Genomic DNA, 22,471 nt, shown 5'->3' with positions numbered 1-22,471 from the left:
TCTTTACCGTAAAAAGGGGCGAATCAGCAGTTAGCCCTTACTCTTTCGCCCCTCCTTTCTATCTCATAGTATTAGTTATCAAACACTTTAAAACTGTTAAATGTCTTCTTTTTTGATCAATTCTGTGCGAATCTCTTGTGGCGCTAAGAGTCCTGAATGAACGGGATATGGTCGTTCAAGCAAGTCCAGAATGGTTTGTTGGTGTTCTGATATACGCACATTTTCTTGACTCATATTGTAGTAACGGAGGACATATCCTTCTTCATTTTCCGCCACTTTAAAGGCTGTTGGGCAGACTTGTGGTAAGCTGAGTGCCGCATGACTCAAGAGGCTACCAGTCGCTGCCACACTTCCTTCTTGTTTAGCAACCTGAAGACTAGTGAATGGTGTTTGGAAGGCTTTGGCACGACGGAAAGCGGAGAAACGTTCCCCTGCTTGGTGGCATTCCAGAGCAAACTCGACCTCAAACTCACGCAAGCACTGAGCCTCTGGTGTTGGGAAGTAACCCCAGTCACCTAGCTCACCTGAGGCACGAAGAATGGTCACAGCAATGGTATCGTCTCCAAGGATTTCATACTCGTGCAATCCTTTATTAGCCACTGTCACCCCTTTTTCATCATCATAAAGGCTGACGAAGGCTTGTTGGTGTTGAGGATTTTCAGGATTTTCCCAAGAAGCAGCTGGTTTGTTTGATCGTGTCACCACCTCATAAATGCTTTCAGAGTCATTGCTTGGACGCGTGTTATGAGTCTTAACCAAGAGACGGATACGGTGGTCCTTGGCTGTGTTGGTAAAGCGAGTCTTGAAACGAATTTGTGGATTGTCAACAAAGACGGTCATCTCTGTTTCCAGAGGAAGGGTTGTCAATTCTTCTGAACGTCCAGCTTCACGCGTCATAAACTCGATGATACCTCTTTGTTCCGCATCCAGTTTTTCATCTGCACTTACTGGAATTGTCAATTCATGTTGGAGCAAGATCTTAGCAAAACGTGCTGTATTTTCCAAGACTTCACAGCCTTTGAGTTCTGCGTAGATAGGCTCTGTTCCTTTTGGTTGGAAATAGATGTACTCATTTCCAATGTCACCACGGTCTTCAAAGCGAATAACATCTTCATAAGCTTCATGAGTTGTCTTGTCGTAGACCGTGATGTTTTCATCCACACTTACCGTTACAAATGGCGTATCAATCACTCCATTTTGGTAAATACCGTCACGGTGTTCTTGTTCTCCTTCAAGCAATTGGAAGGTTGTCCAAGAAAGTGGTGCCAGATGAACCGGCACTGTCACGCGCACTTGTCGAGCAATGCGAGCCTGACGGAACTTGTCTTTTGGCAAATCATACTCAAAATTAGCTCCCAGATCTTCGATTTTCGCTTCTACAGCATGCCCTTCCAAGTCTTCGACACGGTAGCTTGGCAAGGTCAAGGCTGCCATCTTCTTATAGCCTTCTGTTGGGTGCAATTCTTTGAAATCACAAGTCGCTACATCAATCACGGTGCTGACTGTATCAACCTTGTCGTGCAAGCCTGTGTTGATGGCGGTAAAGAGATGGTCGCTTTGGGCTTCGTGGGTTGCGATTTTGCCCTTCCACTCGTTGAGAAGATTGGTCTTAACGAAGTTTCCAACTTGGTTGACCTTGGCAAAACGTGTTTCCATCTCACGGTGAACTTCGTCAATACTACAGCCACAGATACTATCATGGGGCGCATTTTGTAGAAGGACTTTCCAAGCATAGGTCAACTGGTCCTTGTGGTTATGTCCTCCAGTGATGACCGTCAATGGTTCTACGACTTGTTCTAGCAGGTTGCTATTTTCTTGGAAAGCTTGTTTAAGGTAAATACGGGATGAAGAAGTGTTGGCAAGCGTGTACCAACCGTCTGTTTCTTGACTGGTCAACTCACCCGTAACGGTAGATAGTTGCTCAGGCAGAGCACTTTCTACTGCGTGGATATAGTCATCAAAGGAACTATGCACAAAGGTCACATCTGGGAAGAGTTCATTTGCAACACGAATGGCTTCACTCAGATTGCGCTGTACAGGCTGGTGGTCACAGCCGTTCATCATCAACCATTGGTTGGTTGAAGCATAGTCACGCACGTCTGACAGTTTTTGTTTCCAAAAGGCTAGGGCTTCATCCTTATCAACAGGGATTTCATTCCCATTACTGTACCAGTTGGCAAAGAGGATACCGAGAACGCGACTTCCGTCCGCACCCTGCCAGTACATTTCTGAAAACTGGGAAGTAAACTGCGCATCTTCGAGGACTTGGTTGTCAAATCCAATTGGCTTCACACCACGGCCAAAGGCTGCCACGTGAATGCCTGATTTTTGAAGGATTTGAGGCGCTTGTCCCATATTTCCAAAGGTATCTGGGAAGTAACCAATCTGAGTGGATTTGCCCCATTTTGCACATTCTGCTTGACCAATCAAGGTATTGCGGACATTGGCTTCACTGGAGATCAAGTAGTCATCCTGCAAGATATAGAAAGGTCCAATCTTGAGCTTGCCTTGGTCGATGTAACCTTGGACTTTGTCGCGATTTTCAGGGCGAATCTCCAAGTAGTCATCAAGGACAATGGTTTGACCATCCAAGTGGAAGCTCTTGAACTCAGGGTCATTTTCAAAGAGATCAAAGAGATTGTCAAATAATTCCACCAACTGCATACGGTGGCTTTCAAAAGGCAAGTACCACTCACGGTCCCAGTGACTATGTGAGATAATATGTACAACAACATTTTCCATGAGTAAAACCTCATTCTAACTTAAATTTTTATTTCTATCTAATTAAAGAACTGACTAGCGAATATCCAGATAATCCAAGACCAACTCACAGAACATCATGTTGGCCCATGAGAACCATTCACGAGAGTAGAGAGTTGGATCGTCCACGTGGAAGCTTTCATGCATGACACCTGTGCCACCATCGCAGGCAACGAGCTGATCGAGCAAGAATTTCTTCTCCGCCTTATCTCTTGTTGTCAAGCCTTGGATAGAAAGGGCGATTGGCCAGATATAGCGATAGAAGGTATGAGAACTTCCGAGACCGCTAGCGTATTCTCCTTGGTAGAAGTATGGATTTTCAGGGCTCAGAATGGTACGACGAGTTGCTTGGTAAACCTCATCGTCAATCGCACAGTAACCAAGATATGGAGCAGCCAGTAGACTTGGCACGTTTGGATCATCCATGATGCTAGCATTTCCTAGACCATCCACTTCAAAGGCGTAAATCTTTTCACCTTTGCTGTTAGTGGTATAGGCGTAATTTTCAATGCCTTCTCGTATTTCAGACTGGAGACGCTTAGCGTCTGCGATAATACTCTCACTATCATCTAGGGCCAATGCTGCAAAGATTTCTTGCACATAACCCAAGACGACTACGGCAAACATATTGGATGGAATCAAATAGCTATACTGACAGCAGTCATCACTTGGACGGAAGGCTGACCAGGTCATGCCTGTCACGGCAAAGTCAGGTCCAAAGCCATCATTTACCAGAGTATCTTCCTTGCGGTCTGTATCCCGAACAAAACGATATGGAGAGTTGTTGTGGTCCTGCTCTACTTTCCAGAGATGAAGAATTTCCTTGGTCGCTGTGACAAAAGTGTCATCAAACTGACTGGTCTCACCAGTCTCTTTCCAAAGGAGATAAGCCAACTGTAAAGGATAGCAAAGCGAGTCCACCTCATACTTGCGCTCCCAAATCCAGCCGTTAAGATCTGTGTGATCGGTCTCATGGTGACCCTTCCAGTTCTCCTCAATGTTAAAGGAGTTGGCATAAGGATTCTTGAGCACCAAGGTCATCTGACGCTTGACCAAACCTGCAATGGTCTGACGCAAGAGAGGATCTCTTTTAGCCACATGAAGATAGGGTCTGAGTTGGGCAGTCGAATCACGAAGCCACATGGCAGGGATATCCCCTGTTAATACAAAGGTTGAACCATCTTCTAGGATTTCGACCGTATTGTCCAAGGTGTCGGTGTAACAACGCTCGAAAACATCGACCCACTCTGGATGGTCCTTAGCCCGCTCCGCTACTTCGTCCAGCCATTCTCTAACAATCTCTTTCGAATAAATCATAGTATTTTTTTCCTCTTTCAAACAAGTTTCATGTTCAGTATAAAAAAAAACGCCTCCAAAAGATATACACAAACTAAAGGCGTTTTGAAACAAACTTATGAAAAAAAGTTGGGGCTCTCCCCCAACTTTTCTATTCACTTTTCTTTTCGTCTTTTTTAACCTCTATCAAATGATACTCTTTTCTTTGAAGTTCTTCTTTTAACACTTCAAAATCTTCTAGCCCTCCACCATAGATTGGCCTTATACCCTCCTTAGCGACTAAATTGTCATCTTTCAATTCGTAACCATCGAAACCATAGTACTTGTAACTAACATTTGTAAATAAACTACCTTTACGTGTTACTTTATACACCGTAATTATATCAATGTCAGCACTTGACGTATTTCCTATTCCTGTAGTGATACCAATATAACTACCCTGAGGTTCTAAAGTATAGGTTTCGTTAGTACTATTCTTATTTAGCTCCTTGCTGTATGCATCATTTTTCTTCAATACATCAATTAAATTCTTCACATCTTTCGCATCTTTTAGACCTTCAACTGTTACTTCTACAGTTTTAGAGTCTACCACTTTTCCTTCTGCTTTCAAAGAATCGATACTTACGTCTTTCACTTTCAAAGTGACTTTGTCGCCATTTTTCAAGTTTCTTGGACGTCTACCATTTTCAAAATCAAAGTAGGCTTCATCCTTAGAATTTTTAGTGATTGTAATAGTGCCAGAACCGTTAAGTCCAGTGAATGTTACAGGTGTTTCTGTCAACAAGTCAGAAGCTGAAACCTTTTCATATTCTTTAAGATTTTCAACTTTGAAGGTTTTCTTTTCAGCTTTAAATGGTGAGTTTTTTGAGCTTGTTGTTACAGTGAACGTAACTTCGTCCCCATTTTTGAGACCATTTGTTTTGTCAAATTCATAATGGACACTACTAATCATCGCTTCTGCCTGTATCAATTTAGACGCCAACTTGCCATCTCTTGACACCTCTGCGTAAATAATAGGATCTTTTTTAGCCAAACCAGCTGCCTGATCTTTATTAAAGCCTACTTTTTGGTATGCTATTTCTGCTACTTTCTCAGCAATATCTTGACTATTATAAGTCACCGTTCCAGATTCTTCATAACCTGAAAACTCAACTTTGACGTCGCCAATCAAGCTTTTTGGTTGCGACTGGATAACATTGTATCCCACAAATGCCACAATAATAACGGCTACTGCCACAAGAGCTGCAATGATTTCTTTGCGTTTCGTTGCAAACAATCCTTTGGCTTTTTCAACTACTTGTTGAGCTGAAGCCTCAGCTGAAGCTTTTGCATCTTCTTTCTGTTCTGGCTTAGAATCTTTCTCTTCCACCACTTCTTCAGATTGGTCATCTTTTGCTTGCTCAGAAGCAGCTTCTCCCACAGTTTCTGGTTCTTGAGTAGCAACTGACTCCACATCCTCTACAGGCGTGTTTTCAACCTTCTCTACAGATTCTTCGTTATTCACATTATTTACCGAATCACTCATAAAAAATCCCCTTTTCTTTTTTATTGCCTCCATTCTAACAAAAGAATGAATATTTGTAAATTGTTAACCGAAATTTATAGGGGCATTTACTTTTTAAAATTCGTTTATTGACAATTTCATGTTATACTAAACAAAAACTCCCACAGAAAGCTTTTTTATGAAACCACTACTTGAAACCATCGATACCCGCTTTGGGACTGCTAGCAAGCATGCCTTTTCTCGAGGAAATACCCTGCCCTACACAGGCGTTCCTTTTGGGATGAATTATTTTGTGCCTCAGACCAGCGACCAGGAGGGAGCTTGGTTTTTCGATCCGCATCTGCCTATCTTTCAGGGGATTCGATTAACCCACCAGCCCAGTCCTTGGATTGGGGACTACTCTTGGCTCCTTCTGACACCTGTCATAGGCCAGCTAGGTGGAGACAGCCTCTTCCATCGTCAGTCTTCCTATGATATGGATAAGGCCTCTTTCCAACCTCATTATCTGAAGATTTTCTCCCTGCGCTATCAGATTGAAACCCAGCTTACACCGACTTGCTACGGCGCTTCTATTCGTTTCAAGCAAAAGCAAGGCAAGGCCCTCTCCCTCTACCTTCATGCAGCAGATGACCTAACAGTTGAGCAGGTAGATAAGCGGACTCTGACCCTAAGACAAGAAGGCAAAACAGAGACCAATAAAAATCCGCTGATACTCTTCACTGCCCTACAAATAAATACGGATATTCTTGCTGTCAACCAAGAAAGCGGAGACTGGCGAATTGACTTAGCAAGCAGTCAAGCCGAGATTCAACTAGCAACTTCTTTCATCTCCCCTTTTCAAGCTCTGCTTAATCTACCTCAAAAGGACTTTGATAGCTGTAAGGCAAGTGCCCAAGAAGACTGGGAAAATCTCCTCCATCGTTTTGATATCGTGGAGACAGGGGAAGCCAACCGAACCTTCTTTGATCACTGCCTTTACAGACTCTTCCTATTTCCTCAGACTTTTTATGAGGTTGATGAATCAGGGCAGGCCATCCACATGGATTTGTCTACTGGTACTGTCAAGCCTGGTGTTCTCTTTAGCAACAATGGTTTCTGGGATACCTTCCGCACTACCTTTCCCCTCTTTGCTCTTATCATACCGGAACACTATCGCCACTTTCTAGAAGGTTTCCTCAATAGCTACCGCGATACTGTTTTCCTTCCAAAATGGCTAGCCCCAGATGAACGCGGCATGATGCCAGGGACTCTATTGGACGGTATTATCGCAGATAGTGCCTGCAAGGAAATGGCTCCTGACTTGGAAGAAGAACTCCTCCAAGCCATGTTGGAGACAGCCACTAAGTCCGACCCTCTCGGCATCAATGGTCGTCACGGATTAACCCAATACCAAGAACTGGGCTACCTCTCTACCGACCACCACGAAAGTGTCAGCCACACCCTAGACTACGCCTATAGTGATTTTTGCATCGCCAGCTGTGCCGAAAAACTAGGGAAAACAGAGATTGCTAACACTTATAACACTTCTTCTCAAAATTTCCGTCATCTCTTTGACTCTGAGACAGGCTACATGCGAGCGCGAGATCGTCAAGGAAACTTCCGTCCTGACTTCTCTCCTTACAGTTGGGGACGTGACTACGCCGAATGTTCTGCCATTCAAGCGACTTTAGGTGTCTTACATGACATCCCAGGTTTGCGTCAACTGATGGGTGGAAAAGAAGTCTTTAGTCGCTACCTTTTGAAAGCCTGTCAGGATACTCCTCTCTTTGAAACAACTGGCTATGGTTACGAGATTCATGAAATGAGCGAGATGGCTACTGCTCCCTTTGGACAAGTCGCCATTTCCAACCAACCTAGTTTCCACATCCCTTATCTCTTCCGCTACAGTGACTACCCAGACTACACTGCTCTTCTCATCAAGACGCTGCGTCAGAAGGCCTTCAAACCAAGCTGGGATGCCTATCCTGGCGATGAGGACAATGGCAGTCTCTCTGCCTGGTACATCTGGTCGGCTATTGGGTTTTATCCGACCTGTCCAGGCAAACCCAGCTACGACCTCGGAATTCCTCTCTTTGACCACCTCCGTGTCTACCTGGCTAAGGAAAATAAATGGCTGGATATCCATGCCGAGCAAAACTACAGCCATTTCAACTTTGTCAAAGAATGCCGATTGGAAAATACCCCAGTATCTAGCATTCAACATCAAGACCTCTTGAAAGCTGGGCAGCTGACCTTCACTCTCAGCTGGCTACCAAATCATTCATAACCAAAAAGAACCTTCGCAGATGCGAAGGTTTTTCTTTTATGAAACTTGGACCTGAAGCTGGTCAACCAGCTGCCCATCTACCGTCAAATTCAGATAAAAATCTAATCTTTTATCTCCTGCAAAATACAAGGTTGGTAGCATTAGCCTTTCTTCAGTCTCGCCAACTTGAAACGCAAGGACTTGAATCTCGTCCCGATAAGCGACACCATGCACACCCGTCCCTGGTTGAATCGAAATCTTAGCTTCTAAAAGACTGCTAGATTCTCTGCGCTTAACTGTAAAGTAGACATTTTCTCCCTTGGTCACAGCCAGACTTTTTTCTGAAAACTCTAGTTGCTGAATAGCTTCTTTTCTCGACAAGGTAGGTGTTTTATAGAGTGAAATTTTGGTCAACAAAGGCAAAGCCTGTGCCTCTGTAATAGTCACACGTATCTTCTGCGCCTCAACGACTATTCCTCGTAAAAGACGTTTGTAGCCAACAGTATAGCCAGAACCAAATTCCTGCCAGACACCATCCAACTCTACCTGAACATGGAAAGCAGCGATGCGTTGTCCTAGCTTCAAATCTTCCCTCAGCTCGATCAAATCAAAAGTTTTAGGTGCCCCTAAATCAATCTCTAACTGAATTGGCAGTTCTGCATCACTTGCCCAAGAACTAGTCTCTAGTCCATCTGTCAGATGATGACAGGCAAAGTCTGAGGATAGGGCAGGACCAGATACCTTGACTCCCAAAGCCAAATCTTCTCTATAGAGCTCATCACAGTAAGCTCTAAATTCATACAGTCGCTGGATATCCCTTTCATCAAAGAGACCATCTTGGTTTGGAGGAATATTGAGCAAGAGAGGGGTTCCCCGTCCTACCGAGTGAAAATAAATCTCGACCAACTCCTCGAGAGACTTAGGATCCTGATCCTCATGGTAAAACCAGCCTGGCCGAAGAGAAACATCTGCCTCACCGATTGAAAACAGCGTCCCAGAGGAGTCTCCGTGCTGTAGATAATCTAATTCCGCCTCTGTTCCTAACTGGTCTGGTTTGACTTTTTGCCACAAGGGATCCCCTGCATAGCCCCGTTCATTTCCAATCCAACGAATACTAGTTCTCTCAGTTGAGAAAATCAAACAATCGCCCTGCAAGTCACGAATGGTTTCAAACCAGGTCTCAAACTCATAGTTGACCTTCTGGGCCCCTTCGCCTCGAGCACCATCCATCCACACCTCAGAGAACTTCCCGGCATTCCCATAGGCAGGATTTGACAAGATTTCCTTCAATTGAGCCAGATAGTAGGCATTGTAGTCCCCTTCTCGGTCTACGTGATAGAGGGGACTGTGAGCATCCCAAGGAGACAAATACACTCCCATGTCCATGTCAAACTCAGTCGTAGCTTTGGAAACCTCAAGGAGCAAGTCCCCCTTTCCATCCCTCCAAGGGCTAGCCTTGACCGAATAATCTGTATAAGCTGTTGGGTAGAGGACAAAGCCATCGTGGTGCTTAACCACCAAAATCAGCTTTTTAAAACCTGTTTCTTTGAGCACTCGAACCCATTCACGCGCATCCAACTTGGTCGGGTTAAAACGCATAGGATCCTCTTGCCCACTTCCCCATTCTTGGTCATAAAAGGTATTGGGGCCAAAGTGGATAAAGGCAGCTAGTTCATCCTCTAAATAATCCAGCTGGGCCTGACTTGGTAATGGCCCATGTGGTTTTATGTTCGTCATCATCTCATGTCTCTTTCTCTTGTTCACAAAGTTATCCACAACTTGTGGATAAGAAAACATACCTAAAAACTAGTCTTTTCAGACTCCAGCTTTTAGACTTGGAAGCTTTCACCCTAAACAAAACTTTGTCAAATACCTTTATACCAGGGTTTCTACCCGCTCTCTGGCAAGTCACTAATATACGGAACTATTATCAGAATACTTCAACACCATGGATTAGATATCATTCTTACTCAGACTTATCCACAGACTGTGAATAAACTATTGTTCGAGACTGTTCTCTCCTTGACTATAACAAAAAGCGATAGCAGCGTCAATATGACTAAGATTTCTTCCTAAATCCCCTGAAAAGATTCTATAATTTGTACAATCGTAGCTTTTGCATTCGCCAGCTAGTGAAAATCAGTCAGTAGAAAATGACTGCTTTATCACATTGTGAACAGTACATCTGTGATACTATAATACCTAACAACCTAATCATGTCTAGCAAAAAATCCCGCAGATTTACGGGATCTTCTCTTGCATCAATGCGCCAACATTTCTTGGGCGATTTCTTGACCAGATAGGTTATCTGGGTAGTAGGTTGGCCAGTTTTCCATCTCTTCAAAGAGGGCTTCTTGGCTAGTACCTCCAAAGAAGATATGGAAATGTTCTGCCTTAACTGGGGCGATATTGTGGTCACTAAACTGAACATACTTGAACTGTCCAGCATCCGCATCTGTCGCTTCAAAGAGGAAGCGCACACCACGATTGCCTTTCTTATAAGTCAAGATTTTCTTGCCGACATACTTATAGGTGAATTTCTTGCTTTGACCACCTTGAACAAATTCCATAGTGTTGTCCGTGATGTTGATTTTGGTCACATCTGTCTGATAACCTTTTCTATAGTAAGCCTTATACTCATCCTTGGTCATCTTGCCAGTCAACTTAGCCTTGTAGTCAAAGACTTGATCAAAGGTTCCATCCTCAAGGAAAGGATAAACTGACTGCCAGTTGCCTACATAGTCACTCAAGGTGCGGTCCTTGACATCTGCATCCTCAAAGTAACCATTTTGAACTGTCTTGGTATTTTCTTCCTTCTCTGGCTCGATTTCTGGTCCTTCTTGGTCTGTTGTTTGTTTCAAAGCCTTGAGGTTTGTCTCCATGATAGAGATGTAATTTTCTCCCGCCTTGGTGTCCTCTTCTGTCAGACTTTCTAAAGGATTGAGGACATCTGTTTTGACACCTGCCTCTTTTGAGAGTGTATTGGCGAGGGCTTGTGAGGCATTTTCTTCAAAGTAGATATAAGAAATCTTGTTTTTCTTGATATACTCTGTCAATTCTGCCAAACGTGCTGCCGATGGTTCTGCATCTGGTGAGAGACCTGAGATGGATACTTGCTTGAGACCGTAGTCCAAGGCAAGGTAGTTAAAGGCTGCGTGCTGGGTCACAAAGCTCTTTTGTTTGGCTTGAGACAAGCCATCTGTGTATGCCTTGTCCAAGGCTTGCAATTTTTCGATATAGGCAGCTGCATTCTTCTCAAAAGTCTCTTTTTTATCAGGATAATCTGCTGACAAGCTGTCACGGATATGCTCTACCAGTTTGATGGCGCGTGCTGGTGAAAGCCAAACGTGGGGATCGTAGTCGTGATGGTGACCCTCACCGCCATGATCATGCCCTTCCTCTTCTTCCTCACCACCTGGTAAGAGGAGCATATCACCTGTTGCCTTGATGGTTTTCACTTTTTTCTTATCCAAGGATTCTAGCAATTTAGGAACCCAAGTTTCCATATTTTCATTTTCATAGACAAAGGTATCTGCGTCTTGGATTTTGGCAACTGCCTTGGCAGACGGTTCGTATTCGTGAGGTTCTGTACCAGCACCGATTAGAAGTTCTACATTAGCAGTATCTCCTGCGACTTGCTTGGTAAATTCATAGACTGGGTAAAAGGTTGTCACGATATTGAGTTTCCCATCTGCCTGTTTTTGATTGGAACAAGCCACTAAAAACAGGGCACATAGACTAGCTAGTAGTAAGCTAATTTTTTTCATTTCATTCTCCTATTTGATAAAACGTTTCAATAGACTGACTAACAAAAAGACAGCTACAAAGATAATAGTGATACTAGCGCTGGCAGGTGTTTCTGCATAGTAGGAAATATAGAGACCTGCCACCATTCCCAAAAAGCCAATAGCGCTGGCTAGTAACATAACGGATTTAAAGTTTTTCCCCAGACGAAGGGCAATACTAGCTGGCAAGACCATAATGGTCGACACCAAAAGGGCTCCTGCTGCTGGAATCATAAGGGAAATAGCTACCCCTGTCACCATGTTAAAGAGGATGGACATAGTACGAACGGGCAAGCCATCCACAAAGGCCGTGTCCTCATCAAAAGTTAGGATATACATTGGTCGCAAGAATAAGAAAGTCAAGAGTAAAACGACCGCAGCAATGGCAAAGAGAAAAATCACCTGCTCCTGGCTAATAGTCACAATCGAACCAAAGAGATATTGGTCCAAACTCATGGAGCTCGAACTTTTCCCCTTACTCATCACGATAAGGGAGACTGCAAGCCCTGTAGACATGAGGATGGCAGTTCCTATTTCCATAAAGTTCTTATAGACTGTCCGGAGATACTCTAGAAAGACCGCAGCGATCAAGACGATAGCAATGGTTGAAATAGTTGGAGAAATCCCCAAAACCAGACCAAAGGCTACCCCTGATAGAGAAACGTGACTGAGTGTATCACTCATGAGACTCTGACGACGCAAGATAAGGAAGGTTCCAAGAACTGGAGAAAAGAGACTCATGGCAATGACCGCCAAGAAGGCACGCTGCATAAAGTCATAGGATAACAAACTAAGCATGTTCCACCTCCTGGTCGCTTTCGTGAACGTTGAAACAACGCCATGGCGAATCTTGGTTACGCACTAGATGGATATTGCGATCTGCGTAGTCCTTGACCTCCTCAGGGTCATGGGTAATCATCAAAACAGCCTTGCCATGATGGTGGGCACTATGGTGCATGAGTTCGTAAAATTCATTTTTGCTTCCAGCATCCATCCCTGTTGTTGGCTCATCCAAGACAAAGATATCTGGGTCAGAAGCAAACATCCTTGCAATAACTGCTCGTTGCTTTTGCCCACCAGAGAGGGAGCCAATTCGTTTGTCACGGTGTTCCCACATACCAACGGAGTCTAGACTCGCCTTGATATGCTCCTCATCATGGGCATTCAAGCGACGAAACCAACCCTTTCGCGGATAGCGGCCCGACTTGACAAATTCATAAACCGTACTTGGAAAGCCGGCATTAAAACTGGCTATCTGCTGGGGAAGATAAGCTATCCTTAGCTTTTTTCCATGAGTATTTGTCTTTGAGATGGTTACCTTGCCAAATCTTGGTTGCAAAATACCTAGACTCGCCTTGATAAGAGTCGTCTTGGCAGCCCCATTTTCACCAGTCAGGGTGACAAACTCCCCACTATCAACACTATAGTTGATATGCTCGAGGACAGGTTCCTTGTCATAATAGAAAGACAAGTCCTCTACTGTAATATACCGCATTATTTGATTTCTCCTACTAAAGCAGTTAAAAACCGCTGGATAACTTCTTGTTCATTTGGAGTAAACTGACTCGCCACTTGTTCATAGGCTAAGAGCGTGTGTTCATGATGATGGTGGTGTTCCTCTGCCACCGGTCGAGCTAGCTCTGTCAGTTGATAAAAGATCACACGCGCATCCTTTGGATCTCTGGATGTCTCTAACATGCCCTCTTTGACCAAAGACTTGATAGCCTTGGTCACTGCCGCCTGACTGACATTGAGGCGACGGGCCAACTCTGAATTGGTTAGGGATTCTTCCGACAAGAGCATGAGGATGTGTTCCTGAGTATTGGTCAAGGCTACGTCACTTGTGCAATGCCCGATCAGAATTTCATGCTGGTTCTCAGATCTCAAGATCACCTCGTTTAAAAAGTTATCGATTTCCTGTGCAAGCTGTCTCATGTGTTACTCCTTCCCTAGCTATCTTTTCCGTAAAAAAACTTAGATAGCCACCGATTCTTTACTGGTTAATTATATCATAAACCAAAAAAGAGTCAAGGGAAAAAGGCGTAAAAACGTTTCCCTAGACTCTTCTAGATGTGAAATTTAACCTATTTTTGCTTTGGTTTTCGACTCGATAAGATACCTGCCAGACCAGCTACCATTCCCATCAAGAGCAAGAAGATGGACTGTTCACTTCCTGTATTTGGGAGGGCTTTTTCTGAGACAACTGCCTTTTTGCTAAATTGACTTGCCACCTCATAAGTCAATGGCACATGTGTAGTCGCATCATTAGCAGCCGCATTCGTTTGAGGCGTTTCTACTGGTAGACTAAAAGTTGTAGAATCCACAGAAATCGTCCGTGAGTTCGGATTGATCTTTTCATACTGGGTCAAATCAGCTGTTTTCAGATACTCTTCAAAGGCTGCATCCATAGAAGGGCCTTCTTCACGCGCACCACCTAACATCGTGTAGCCATCGCCACCCGCAGCTAGAAAATCATTGGTTGCAAGATAGTAGGTTTTTGCGAGGTCTAGGAGATCATAACGACCTGTTGCACGGTTTTTAACCTGGATGGCCAAGACACGTTTTCCTGATGGTAGGTTGGTATCATAGTAAACCTTCACACCTGAAACTTGCAAGAAGCCTCCACTTGGCTCTAACAATGGTTGCCCGTTCTCATCCAAGACCTTCTTGCCATCCTTATCAACCTGCAAGATAGATCCGAGTGATTTTTCAAACATATCCAAGATTTGTTGCCCCGTCACTTGGATTTGTGAAATGGTATTTCCAAAAGGAAGAACGGCAATGACATTTCCTTTCGTAATCGGCTTGCCTTTTGCAATGGTTTCACGCAAGCCACCACCATTTGTCACAGCGATGTCTGTCGGATGGCTAAATCCTGTTTGACCATACTGATAGAGTGAGTCTGCTACGACGTTTCCGAGGTTGGTTTCACGGACTCGAACATTTTCACGATCACCGTTTAGTTCTACAGGGCTGTTTGAGACAATCTCAACTGCATTTTCAGCATCGTATTTTTGTTTAATGTCTTTGACTAGTTTTTCAACTGTAGGATTAGCTGGTAATTTTTTAGCATCAGCAGCCGGAATCTGAGTTGGATTGCCCAAAAGCTGACGTGATTTGTAGATAACTTTCCCAACATTATGAAGGTAACTTCCTGTTTGGTTATAAGTAACATTATCTCCATAGGTCGTTGATTCTACTGTATGAGAGTGACCATCGATTACTGTTACACATTTGCCTTTGAGACGAGGATTTTTAGAGAGAGCTTCTGCCAAGGTTGAACCACGCCACTCGACTGGAGTTGTGGTATCTACACCCAAGTGAGCGAGCACAACATAGTGTTTGTAGTCCTTACCTTCTGCACGCGCCTTGGCTTGAACTTCTTCGATGACCTTATTGACTTCAGAGATTGGATCTGTAAAAGTTACCCCTTTAATGTTTTTAGGGTGGGTTTTTGTAGCAGTTTCAGGTGTTGTCACACCGATTACAACAAACTCATCACCTTCCACAGTCTTATCCTTATCAACGATTGTGGAAGCTTCAAAAAGACGAGCTCCATTGACATAAGTATTTGAGCTAAGTAATGGGAATTTTAGAATTTCCTTGTATTTTTTAACTTCATCAAGGCCAAAGTCAAACTCATGGTTTCCTACTGCCATGGCATCATACTGCATCTGATTGAGAATTTCAGCACGCGCTTCACCCTTAGTAGAGTTGGAAATCGGCAAACCTTGGAAAGCGTCTCCCGCATCAACAACTAGAGTATTTTGATTTGATTTCGCACGCTCCTGCTCAATGACAGTCGCTAACTTAGCATCTCCAATTACTCCCTTTTCCTCTACAATACGACCATGAACATCATTGGTGTGTAAAATAACGGTGTCCTTTTCTTCGCTTTTAGTAGATTCAACAGGAACTGCCGGAGCTTCTGCAGATGCAACGGTTGCCGGAGTCTCTACCTCATTTGTTGGGGTTGCTGGCGCTGCAGGGTTCGACACAGGAGCAGGAGTCTCCGACGTAGCAGGAGTCGCTACAACAGCCGAACTTTCTGCAGGAGTTGTTGCTTCTTCAGCGTAGACTTGTCCAGCTAAAAAGGCTGGAGCTAACAGGGCTGTCGATAAGGCAGGTAACAAAGAACGTTTGTTCATTTTAAAATCCCTTTCTTTTCTTTTTTCCTTTATATTATACGATATTTCTAGAAAATTTGAAACCTTTGACTTATTTTCATCTAAAACATTCGCCATTTAAACAAAAAAAGCTTGGGTTCCAATCCCAAACTTTTATCTGATTTTATTGGAAATCTTTGATGTTCCCATCATAGCTTGCCCAGTCTTCACTAAAGAAGCGGTCATTCATCTTGTAGTCTGGAGCTGGTTTTGGATCCGTCAAGAAGGGATTGGCAACCTTATCAAAAGCCAACCAACCCAACCAACCTATATGAATGGTATCCTTAACAAAATAAGGGTCCCTTCCATTTTTTGAAAAGTCGGCAATATTAGTAAACCCCTGACTTTCTAATTGGTAACGAATTTTTTCCACAGCATGCTGGTACATCTCTTCGCTGAGCCCTGTGTATTCCATCCATTTCTTATTGACCGGTTGAATGACAAAGAGCACATTGACCTTCGATTTTGCAAATTGATTGAGTACCAACTGTAGATCATTGTACTCCGTTGACTTGAGGAAGCTGTAATTTTTTTGAGACCCCTCCCATTTTTTTAGATCTTTTTTCACCCGAGTATTATAGAACTGATTTTCCATCCCCATATCATTATTGGTCGTATTTGCTTCTGCGTCCTTACGAGCGATTTTCTCTAACTCATCATACGAAAACTGATCTGGAAGATCTTTTAAATAATTTTCCACATGTTCCTTGTATTTGAGTTTTCCTCGAATAGAAAATTGTCCAAAGAGAGAGGATTGTTTTTCGTTGAATCGTGCAAAGATATCAATAGTAGCTCGATCAATCTCTGACAATTCCTCGCCCTTCGATAGCTTTTGAACAATTCCTTTTAATGCAACATTAGGATTCTGCTTTAACAAACGAATAGCCGCATGCTGAGTCGCAGTATCACCAGATTGATTTTCCAAAAAAGCTGTCAACTGGTCACTGTTAAAAAAACTCTGGAAAGCCGCTGGATCGGAATCTGTCTTTGTAAACCACTGGGGTGAAATCACAAATACTGCCTGATTGTTCTCTATTTCCGGCAAGATTTGTTGTAATCCAAAATATTGGATGAGAGAGGTTGCTCCTGCCTGTCCTAGAAAATAAGGACGATAGGGACGATTGTATTTTTCTGCTAAAACAGCAGGATGCATACTGTCAAACCGAACCCATTCACTTGACCCTAGAAAAGGGATAAAACGCATATTTGGATCCGTAAGGGCCCTCACTTTTTGGCTTCTCTCTTTAAAGCTCTCTGTACTAACAGAGGCCGCCGAGTACTTCTCCTCCGTCAGATTATGGCTTGTTGTACTTGGATAAAAAAAGATGAGCAGAAAAACCAAAAAGCCAGCAACGAAGATAGGCCCGAAGATCAGCCACAAGCGTTTAAGCATTCTTTAACTCCGTGATACCTGCTACGATTTTATTAACCGTATTCCAGTCATCACGACCGAACTCCGTCACTGGAACACGAATGTCAAAACGGTTTTCAATCTCAACAATCAATTCAACCGTTCCCATGCTATCCAAGACACCAGCATCAAAAAGATCTTCATCCATCATGTCAGAAACATCTTCCATAAACAACTCATCAATAATTTCAATAACTTCTGATTTGATATCCATTTTTTATATCCTTTTATTTTTTAAACCATAAATCATTCAAAAATCCAGAAAAGATTAAGAATGAAACCATCACGACATGGAAGGTGACAACCATGCCAAGCAACTGAATCCAGCGATTCTCAGGTAAGGAACCCTTTCCAGCTTTTTTCCGTTCTTTATTGAGCGCTTTTTTCTTACGAACCCATGCATCATTGATGACTAGCCCAATCCCATGGAAAAGTCCATAGGCGATGTAGTACCAGGTCACACCATGCCAAAATCCCATAATCAGCATATTGAGAATATAGGTTACACTTGAGGTCACATTGCGATTTTTAAAGACCTTCTTTCTAGTCAGAACCATGACCATCCGCATAAAGACGAAATCACGGAACCAGAAAGACAGACTCATGTGCCAGCGATTCCAAAACTCTTTTAAATCCCTTGACAAAAAGGGCTTGTTAAAGTTGATAGGACTATGAATACCCATCAAGTTTGAAATGGCTAAAGCAAACATAGAGTAGCCCGCAAAGTCAAAGAACAAGTCTAGACCAAAAGTATACATCACCGCCAGAGCATAATGATTAAAGAAACCACCTGTCTGTAAGGCCAAATTTTTCAGCGGCGGCAGTAATATCTCTCCCAAAACATGGGCCAAGATAAACTTGTAAAGGAAGCCAAGCATGATATACTTGACAGCCTCTTCTAGGATGTCCATCAACTCATCCCGTTCAGGAATGGTCTCATAATTTTCATTGAAGCGTTTAAAACGATCAATGGGACCACTCGAGAAAGTCGGCATAAAGAGAAGAAAACGTAAGAATTGCCAGATCGTTAAATCCTTGATGACACCGTCTCTTAACTCAACGATAACCCCAACAGCACGAAAGGTTAAGTAAGAAATCCCTAAAAATCCAAACAAAGATTGAGATCCATGAATAGCAGGAGATACTTTCACAAAGATGATTGGCAATAAAGATAAAAAGCTAACTAGGTAAAATATCCATTTACTATCCCGTTGTTTCCTGTACCTTTTGTAGAAAAATACAAGCAGCACTTGCCAGATAACATAAAGGATAAGAGCACTTATTTGATTCGTCTTTCCACCGACCAACATGGTGACGATAAAGAAGAGACTAACAAGCACCTCGTACAAGGCAAAACGTTTCTTGAAAAAAAGACCGATGAAGATAGGTAAAGTCGCAACAATTACGTATAAAAAGTACTGAAGATCACCATAAGGTTCCAAATAAGGTAGCTGTTTATAAAGCTCCATCATCTACTGTTTACCTCGTTAATCAAGCCCTTGATATCAATTTTACCATTAGGCGTTAGTGGTAAACTGTCTCGATAGAGAAACTTAGATGGCATCATATAGGACATCATGATATCTGCCAAGTCTTCCTTGATAGCCTTGGTAATATCGATATCGCGTTCAAACTGTTCACGAACACCATCTTTTAGGATGATATAGGCCAGCAGATTTTGTACCTTGTGGTCCTTGTTATAACGTGGAACAGCGACAGCTGATTCGATAAAGCGAGACTTGTTGAGGTTTTGAGAGACATCTTCAAGCTCAATGCGATAGCCATTAAACTTAATTTGGAAGTCCATGCGTCCACCATAGAGAAGCAAGCCCTCATCTGTCATAGTTCCTACATCTCCTGTGTGGTAGGCTGGAAGACCTTCGAACTCAAAGAAAGCTTCTGCCGTTTTTTCAGGATTATTCATATAGCCTTTTGAAACAGCTGGTCCAGAAACAATGATTTCTCCCTGTTCACCATTTGGCAGTTTCTTACCTTCCTCATCAATGACAAAGGTCGGAGAATCAGCCTTAGTATAGCCGATTGGCAGGCGTTTGAGAGTCGTCAACATCTCATCAGTGACGGCAACTGCTGACAAAGCTACTGTCGCTTCTGTTGGACCGTAAGCATTGATAATACGGGCATTTGGGAAACGTTCGCGCAGTTTTTGAGCTGTTTTGACTGTCAATTCTTCACCATCAAAGTAGAAATGCGTGATTCCTGGCATTTTCTCGCTATTAAAGTCTTCTGACAACATGGCCATATCTGCAAAGGACGGTGTTGAGGTCCAGATAGCAATCGGCAGTGAAAAGATGGTCGCAAAGAGTTTTTTGAAGTCCTGGGTAATGGCTGAAGGAAGAGCGAAAAGCGTACCACCAAGTGCCAAGGTTGGTGCCCAGTACATGACAGATAGGTCAAAAGAATAAGGGGGCTGAGCCAGCATTTGTGGACGATTTGGCGTCGCAAATTCCTTATCCGTAATCATCCAGTTGGTAAAGCTGAGGAGATTGTCATGGGAAATCTGCACCCCCTTAGGCTTACCGGTCGTACCAGAAGTAAAGATGATGTAGTAATTATCATCTCCCTTGACTGGATGCGTCATCTCATAGCTATCCCCTTGAGCAAAGGCTTCTTGAACCTGAGCTAAAGTCATCATTGGCATAAAGACTTGCTCCAATGGAAAATCTGAGATGGCAATAATCAAACTTGGCTCTGCAACTTCTACGATAGCAGAAACTCGTTCCAAGGCTGAATGGCTGTCAATTGGAATGTAGGCATGACCCGACTTAGTCAGCGCTACGAAGGTAGCCAACATCTCATACTCCTGACCACCAAAAACGACGACTGGAGATTTCTCAGGCAAGTCAAGTCGATCGATAGCTGCAGCTAAACTATCTGAATCAGCCTTCAGGTCGCCATAAGTATGCTCTTGACCTAAAACATTATAGACAGGATATGTTGGTTGTATTTGAGCAAAGTACTCAATTGTTTCAATCATATCTTTTATCGGTTTATTAGACACTGTTCCTTTTCTCCTTTAAACTAGAACTCATTATAAATAAAGCCACCTTGTCCCTGCCCAAGGTAACTAAAAAAATAAAGCAGGCCAAGCAAGATTACAAAATATAGGGCCGTCCGGCCTAAAAATACATGTAGGTTTCGTTGTTTTTTCATAAGCTATCCATTAATATATCATTTCTATCAATTACAAATACGCACTATTAGTAACTTATCTTCCTATCATTTTACCACTTTATCAACCTTTTTTTCAACTGTTTACCATAACTTAAAAGTTGGTTTTAGCTTATTTTAAGATAAGTTAAAATATTAATGTTTGACGTCAATAAAAATTCCCATTACTATAAATCCCCTATACTAGTTATCACAAATTAAACAGTTTAAAAATTAACAGCAAACACACGGCTCCCCCTTTGAGCTTTTTTATGCTAAAATAGTAGCTATGGATAAAATTATTAAAACTATATCAGAAAGCGGAGCCTTTCGTGCTTTTGTCCTTGATAGCACGGAAACCGTCCGCACTGCTCAAGAAAAACATCAAACTCAAGCCAGTTCAACCGTCGCACTTGGTCGCACCCTTATCGCTAGCCAGATTCTCGCAGCCAATGAAAAAGGAAATACCAAGATTACTGTAAAAGTTCTTGGAACGAGCTCTCTCGGTGCCATCATCACAGTTGCAGATACCAAGGGCAACGTCAAAGGCTACGTTCAAAATCCTGGTGTTGACATCAAAAAGACTGCAACGGGTGAAGTCCTAGTCGGACCTTTTGTCGGCAATGGCCAATTTCTCGTTATCACAGACTATGGTACTGGAAATCCCTACAACTCCATGACTCCCCTCATCTCTGGGGAAATCGGTGAAGACTTGGCCTATTACCTGACAGAAAGCCAACAAACCCCTTCAGCAGTCGGCCTCAATGTCCTTTTGGATAAAGACGACAAGGTCAAGGTTGCAGGTGGCTTCCTTCTCCAAGTATTGCCAGGAGCCAAGGAAGAGGAGATTGCTCGCTTTGAGAAACGCATCCAAGAAATGCCAGCCATCTCAACTCTTCTCGAAAGCGACGACCATATCGAAGCCCTTCTCAAGGCTATTTATGGTGACGAATCCTACAAACGCCTATCTGAAGAAGAAATTCGTTTCCAATGTGACTGCAGCAAAGACCGTTTTATGAACGCTCTTGCCAGCCTTCCAAATTCAGACCTTGAGGAAATGAAAGAGGAAGACCACGGGGCAGAAATCACTTGTCAATTCTGCCAAACAACTTATAACTTTGATGAAAACGACCTGGAGGAACTCATTCGTGACAAATCTTAATACACCTTTTATGATTGGCAATGTTGAGATTCCCAATCGTACCGTTTTAGCACCCATGGCTGGTGTCACCAACTCAGCCTTTCGCACCATCGCAAAAGAGCTCGGAGCTGGACTCGTTGTAATGGAAATGGTCTCTGACAAGGGAATCCAATACAACAACGAAAAAACCCTGCATATGCTTCACATCGATGAAGGCGAAAATCCCGTTTCTATCCAACTCTTTGGTAGCGATGAAGACAGCCTCGCACGCGCAGCAGAATTCATCCAAGAAAACACCAAGACCGATATCGTCGATATCAACATGGGCTGCCCAGTTAACAAAATCGTGAAGAACGAAGCTGGCGCTATGTGGCTCAAGGACCCAGACAAGATCTACTCTATTATCAACAAGGTCCAATCTGTCCTTGATATCCCCCTAACTGTCAAAATGCGCACCGGCTGGTCTGATCCATCCCTAGCCGTGGAGAATGCCCTCGCAGCTGAAGCTGCTGGTGTCTCTGCTCTCGCCATGCATGGCCGTACCCGCGAACAAATGTACACAGGCCACGCAGACCTCGAGACCTTGCACGATGTAGCCCAAGCACTGACTAAGATCCCATTTATCGCCAACGGTGACATCCGTACAGTTCAAGATGCTAAACAACGCATCGAAGAAGTTGGTGCTGACGCAGTTATGATTGGCCGAGCAGCCATGGGAAATCCCTACCTCTTCAATCAAATCAATCATTACTTTGAAACAGGAGAAATCCTTCCTGATTTGACCTTTGAAGATAAGATGAAAATCGCCTACGAACACTTAAAACGCTTGATTAGCCTCAAAGGAGAAAAAATTGCAGTCCGTGAATTCCGTGGCCTCGCTCCTCACTACCTTCGTGGTACATCTGGGGCAGCCAAGCTTCGTGGGGCTATTTCACAAGCTAGCACTCTTGCAGAGATTGAGGCCCTCTTGCAACTAGACAAAGCATAGTCTCACA

General features: G+C 43.3%; 17 protein-coding genes. 3 read left to right on the top strand and 14 right to left on the bottom strand.

What is annotated here, in order from left to right; translation table 11 throughout:
* Positions 1–96 precede the first annotated feature (96 nt).
* From MK396_RS00930 to MK396_RS00920, 3 genes are all read right to left on the bottom strand, one after another.
* On the bottom strand, positions 97–2,742 hold the full coding sequence (locus tag MK396_RS00930) for an alpha-mannosidase (RefSeq protein WP_254736198.1): 2,646 nt from the start codon (positions 2,740–2,742) through the stop codon (positions 97–99).
* 54 nt (positions 2,743–2,796) lie between these two features.
* Positions 2,797–4,077, bottom strand: coding sequence for a glycoside hydrolase family 125 protein (locus MK396_RS00925; RefSeq protein ID WP_254736199.1), 1,281 nt, complete (start codon positions 4,075–4,077; stop codon positions 2,797–2,799).
* A 130-nt stretch (positions 4,078–4,207) separates the two neighbouring features.
* Positions 4,208–5,581 carry a hypothetical protein gene (locus MK396_RS00920; protein ID WP_254736246.1) on the bottom strand — a complete coding sequence of 458 codons (1,374 nt, stop codon included), beginning with the start codon at positions 5,579–5,581 and terminating at the stop codon, positions 4,208–4,210.
* A 157-nt stretch (positions 5,582–5,738) separates the two neighbouring features.
* On the opposite strand from MK396_RS00920, the gene MK396_RS00915 reads away from it, so the two are divergent.
* The gene (locus MK396_RS00915; RefSeq protein ID WP_268723385.1) at positions 5,739–7,826 is read left to right on the top strand and encodes a GH92 family glycosyl hydrolase; all 2,088 of its coding nucleotides are present in this window, start codon (positions 5,739–5,741) and stop codon (positions 7,824–7,826) included.
* A gap of 36 nt (positions 7,827–7,862) precedes the next feature.
* Here MK396_RS00915 and MK396_RS00910 read toward each other — a convergent pair whose 3' ends face one another.
* The 11 genes from MK396_RS00910 to MK396_RS00860 all read right to left on the bottom strand — a co-directional run bounded on the left by MK396_RS00910 (position 7,863) and on the right by MK396_RS00860 (position 20,338).
* Positions 7,863–9,542 carry an alpha-L-fucosidase gene (locus tag MK396_RS00910; protein WP_268723674.1) on the bottom strand — a complete coding sequence of 560 codons (1,680 nt, stop codon included), beginning with the start codon at positions 9,540–9,542 and terminating at the stop codon, positions 7,863–7,865.
* Positions 9,543–10,066: 524 nt separating this feature from the next.
* A complete protein-coding gene (adcA, locus tag MK396_RS00905) occupies positions 10,067–11,572 on the bottom strand; it encodes a zinc ABC transporter substrate-binding lipoprotein AdcA (RefSeq protein WP_268723384.1) in 1,506 nt (501 codons plus the stop codon).
* A gap of 9 nt (positions 11,573–11,581) precedes the next feature.
* The gene (locus tag MK396_RS00900; protein WP_125840574.1) at positions 11,582–12,388 is read right to left on the bottom strand and encodes a metal ABC transporter permease; all 807 of its coding nucleotides are present in this window, start codon (positions 12,386–12,388) and stop codon (positions 11,582–11,584) included.
* A complete protein-coding gene (locus MK396_RS00895; RefSeq protein WP_001269483.1) occupies positions 12,381–13,085 on the bottom strand; it encodes a metal ABC transporter ATP-binding protein in 705 nt (234 codons plus the stop codon). The genes MK396_RS00900 and MK396_RS00895 overlap by 8 nt, the downstream gene beginning before the upstream one ends.
* Entirely contained in the window at positions 13,085–13,525 is a 441-nt protein-coding gene (gene adcR, locus MK396_RS00890) for a zinc-dependent transcriptional regulator AdcR (protein WP_001249328.1), read from the bottom strand. Before adcR ends, MK396_RS00895 begins: the two co-directional genes overlap by 1 nt.
* 149 nt (positions 13,526–13,674) lie before the next feature.
* Positions 13,675–15,738 (bottom strand): cell surface ecto-5'-nucleotidase Nt5e, encoded by a 2,064-nt coding sequence (gene nt5e, locus MK396_RS00885; protein ID WP_268723383.1) that lies wholly within the window; start codon positions 15,736–15,738, stop codon positions 13,675–13,677.
* A gap of 142 nt (positions 15,739–15,880) precedes the next feature.
* Positions 15,881–17,149 (bottom strand): D-alanyl-lipoteichoic acid biosynthesis protein DltD, encoded by a 1,269-nt coding sequence (dltD, locus tag MK396_RS00880; RefSeq protein ID WP_268723382.1) that lies wholly within the window; start codon positions 17,147–17,149, stop codon positions 15,881–15,883.
* Complete coding sequence (dltC, locus tag MK396_RS00875) at positions 17,142–17,381, bottom strand: D-alanine--poly(phosphoribitol) ligase subunit DltC (RefSeq protein ID WP_268723381.1); 240 nt, start codon at positions 17,379–17,381, stop codon at positions 17,142–17,144. Before dltC ends, dltD begins: the two co-directional genes overlap by 8 nt.
* A 13-nt stretch (positions 17,382–17,394) precedes the next feature.
* A complete protein-coding gene (gene dltB, locus MK396_RS00870) occupies positions 17,395–18,639 on the bottom strand; it encodes a D-alanyl-lipoteichoic acid biosynthesis protein DltB (RefSeq protein WP_268723380.1) in 1,245 nt (414 codons plus the stop codon).
* Positions 18,636–20,186 carry a D-alanine--poly(phosphoribitol) ligase subunit DltA gene (gene dltA, locus MK396_RS00865; protein ID WP_268723379.1) on the bottom strand — a complete coding sequence of 517 codons (1,551 nt, stop codon included), beginning with the start codon at positions 20,184–20,186 and terminating at the stop codon, positions 18,636–18,638. The genes dltB and dltA overlap by 4 nt, the downstream gene beginning before the upstream one ends.
* A gap of 20 nt (positions 20,187–20,206) precedes the next feature.
* On the bottom strand, positions 20,207–20,338 hold the full coding sequence (locus tag MK396_RS00860; RefSeq protein ID WP_007518064.1) for a teichoic acid D-Ala incorporation-associated protein DltX: 132 nt from the start codon (positions 20,336–20,338) through the stop codon (positions 20,207–20,209).
* A 286-nt stretch (positions 20,339–20,624) separates the two neighbouring features.
* Here MK396_RS00860 and hslO point away from each other — a divergent pair, with 286 nt between their 5' ends.
* Together hslO and dusB are read left to right on the top strand one after the other, a co-directional pair.
* A complete protein-coding gene (gene hslO, locus MK396_RS00855; RefSeq protein ID WP_000357833.1) occupies positions 20,625–21,497 on the top strand; it encodes an Hsp33 family molecular chaperone HslO in 873 nt (290 codons plus the stop codon).
* Positions 21,484–22,464: a tRNA dihydrouridine synthase DusB gene (gene dusB, locus MK396_RS00850; RefSeq protein WP_000183314.1), complete on the top strand. Its 981-nt coding sequence runs from the start codon at positions 21,484–21,486 to the stop codon at positions 22,462–22,464. The genes hslO and dusB overlap by 14 nt, the downstream gene beginning before the upstream one ends.
* The last annotated feature ends 7 nt before the right edge of the window (positions 22,465–22,471 follow it).

This window comes from Streptococcus oralis (assembly GCF_026782235.1).
Taxonomy (GTDB): domain Bacteria; phylum Bacillota; class Bacilli; order Lactobacillales; family Streptococcaceae; genus Streptococcus; species Streptococcus oralis_CC.
This window is presented reverse-complemented; position numbering and strand designations above follow the sequence as displayed.

What these genes read in the sequence shown, in the direction of transcription:
- MK396_RS00930 (WP_254736198.1), bottom strand. Translation starts at nt 2,742, where the DNA reads ATGGAAAATGTTGTTGTACATATTATCTCACATAGTCACTGGGACCGT.
- MK396_RS00925 (WP_254736199.1), bottom strand. Translation starts at nt 4,077, where the DNA reads ATGATTTATTCGAAAGAGATTGTTAGAGAATGGCTGGACGAAGTAGCG.
- MK396_RS00920 (WP_254736246.1), bottom strand. Translation starts at nt 5,581, where the DNA reads ATGAGTGATTCGGTAAATAATGTGAATAACGAAGAATCTGTAGAGAAG.
- MK396_RS00915 (WP_268723385.1), top strand. Translation starts at nt 5,739, where the DNA reads ATGAAACCACTACTTGAAACCATCGATACCCGCTTTGGGACTGCTAGC.
- MK396_RS00910 (WP_268723674.1), bottom strand. Translation starts at nt 9,542, where the DNA reads ATGACGAACATAAAACCACATGGGCCATTACCAAGTCAGGCCCAGCTG.
- adcA (WP_268723384.1), bottom strand. Translation starts at nt 11,572, where the DNA reads ATGAAAAAAATTAGCTTACTACTAGCTAGTCTATGTGCCCTGTTTTTA.
- MK396_RS00900 (WP_125840574.1), bottom strand. Translation starts at nt 12,388, where the DNA reads ATGCTTAGTTTGTTATCCTATGACTTTATGCAGCGTGCCTTCTTGGCG.
- MK396_RS00895 (WP_001269483.1), bottom strand. Translation starts at nt 13,085, where the DNA reads ATGCGGTATATTACAGTAGAGGACTTGTCTTTCTATTATGACAAGGAA.
- adcR (WP_001249328.1), bottom strand. Translation starts at nt 13,525, where the DNA reads ATGAGACAGCTTGCACAGGAAATCGATAACTTTTTAAACGAGGTGATC.
- nt5e (WP_268723383.1), bottom strand. Translation starts at nt 15,738, where the DNA reads ATGAACAAACGTTCTTTGTTACCTGCCTTATCGACAGCCCTGTTAGCT.
- dltD (WP_268723382.1), bottom strand. Translation starts at nt 17,149, where the DNA reads ATGCTTAAACGCTTGTGGCTGATCTTCGGGCCTATCTTCGTTGCTGGC.
- dltC (WP_268723381.1), bottom strand. Translation starts at nt 17,381, where the DNA reads ATGGATATCAAATCAGAAGTTATTGAAATTATTGATGAGTTGTTTATG.
- dltB (WP_268723380.1), bottom strand. Translation starts at nt 18,639, where the DNA reads ATGATGGAGCTTTATAAACAGCTACCTTATTTGGAACCTTATGGTGAT.
- MK396_RS00860 (WP_007518064.1), bottom strand. Translation starts at nt 20,338, where the DNA reads ATGAAAAAACAACGAAACCTACATGTATTTTTAGGCCGGACGGCCCTA.
- hslO (WP_000357833.1), top strand. Translation starts at nt 20,625, where the DNA reads ATGGATAAAATTATTAAAACTATATCAGAAAGCGGAGCCTTTCGTGCT.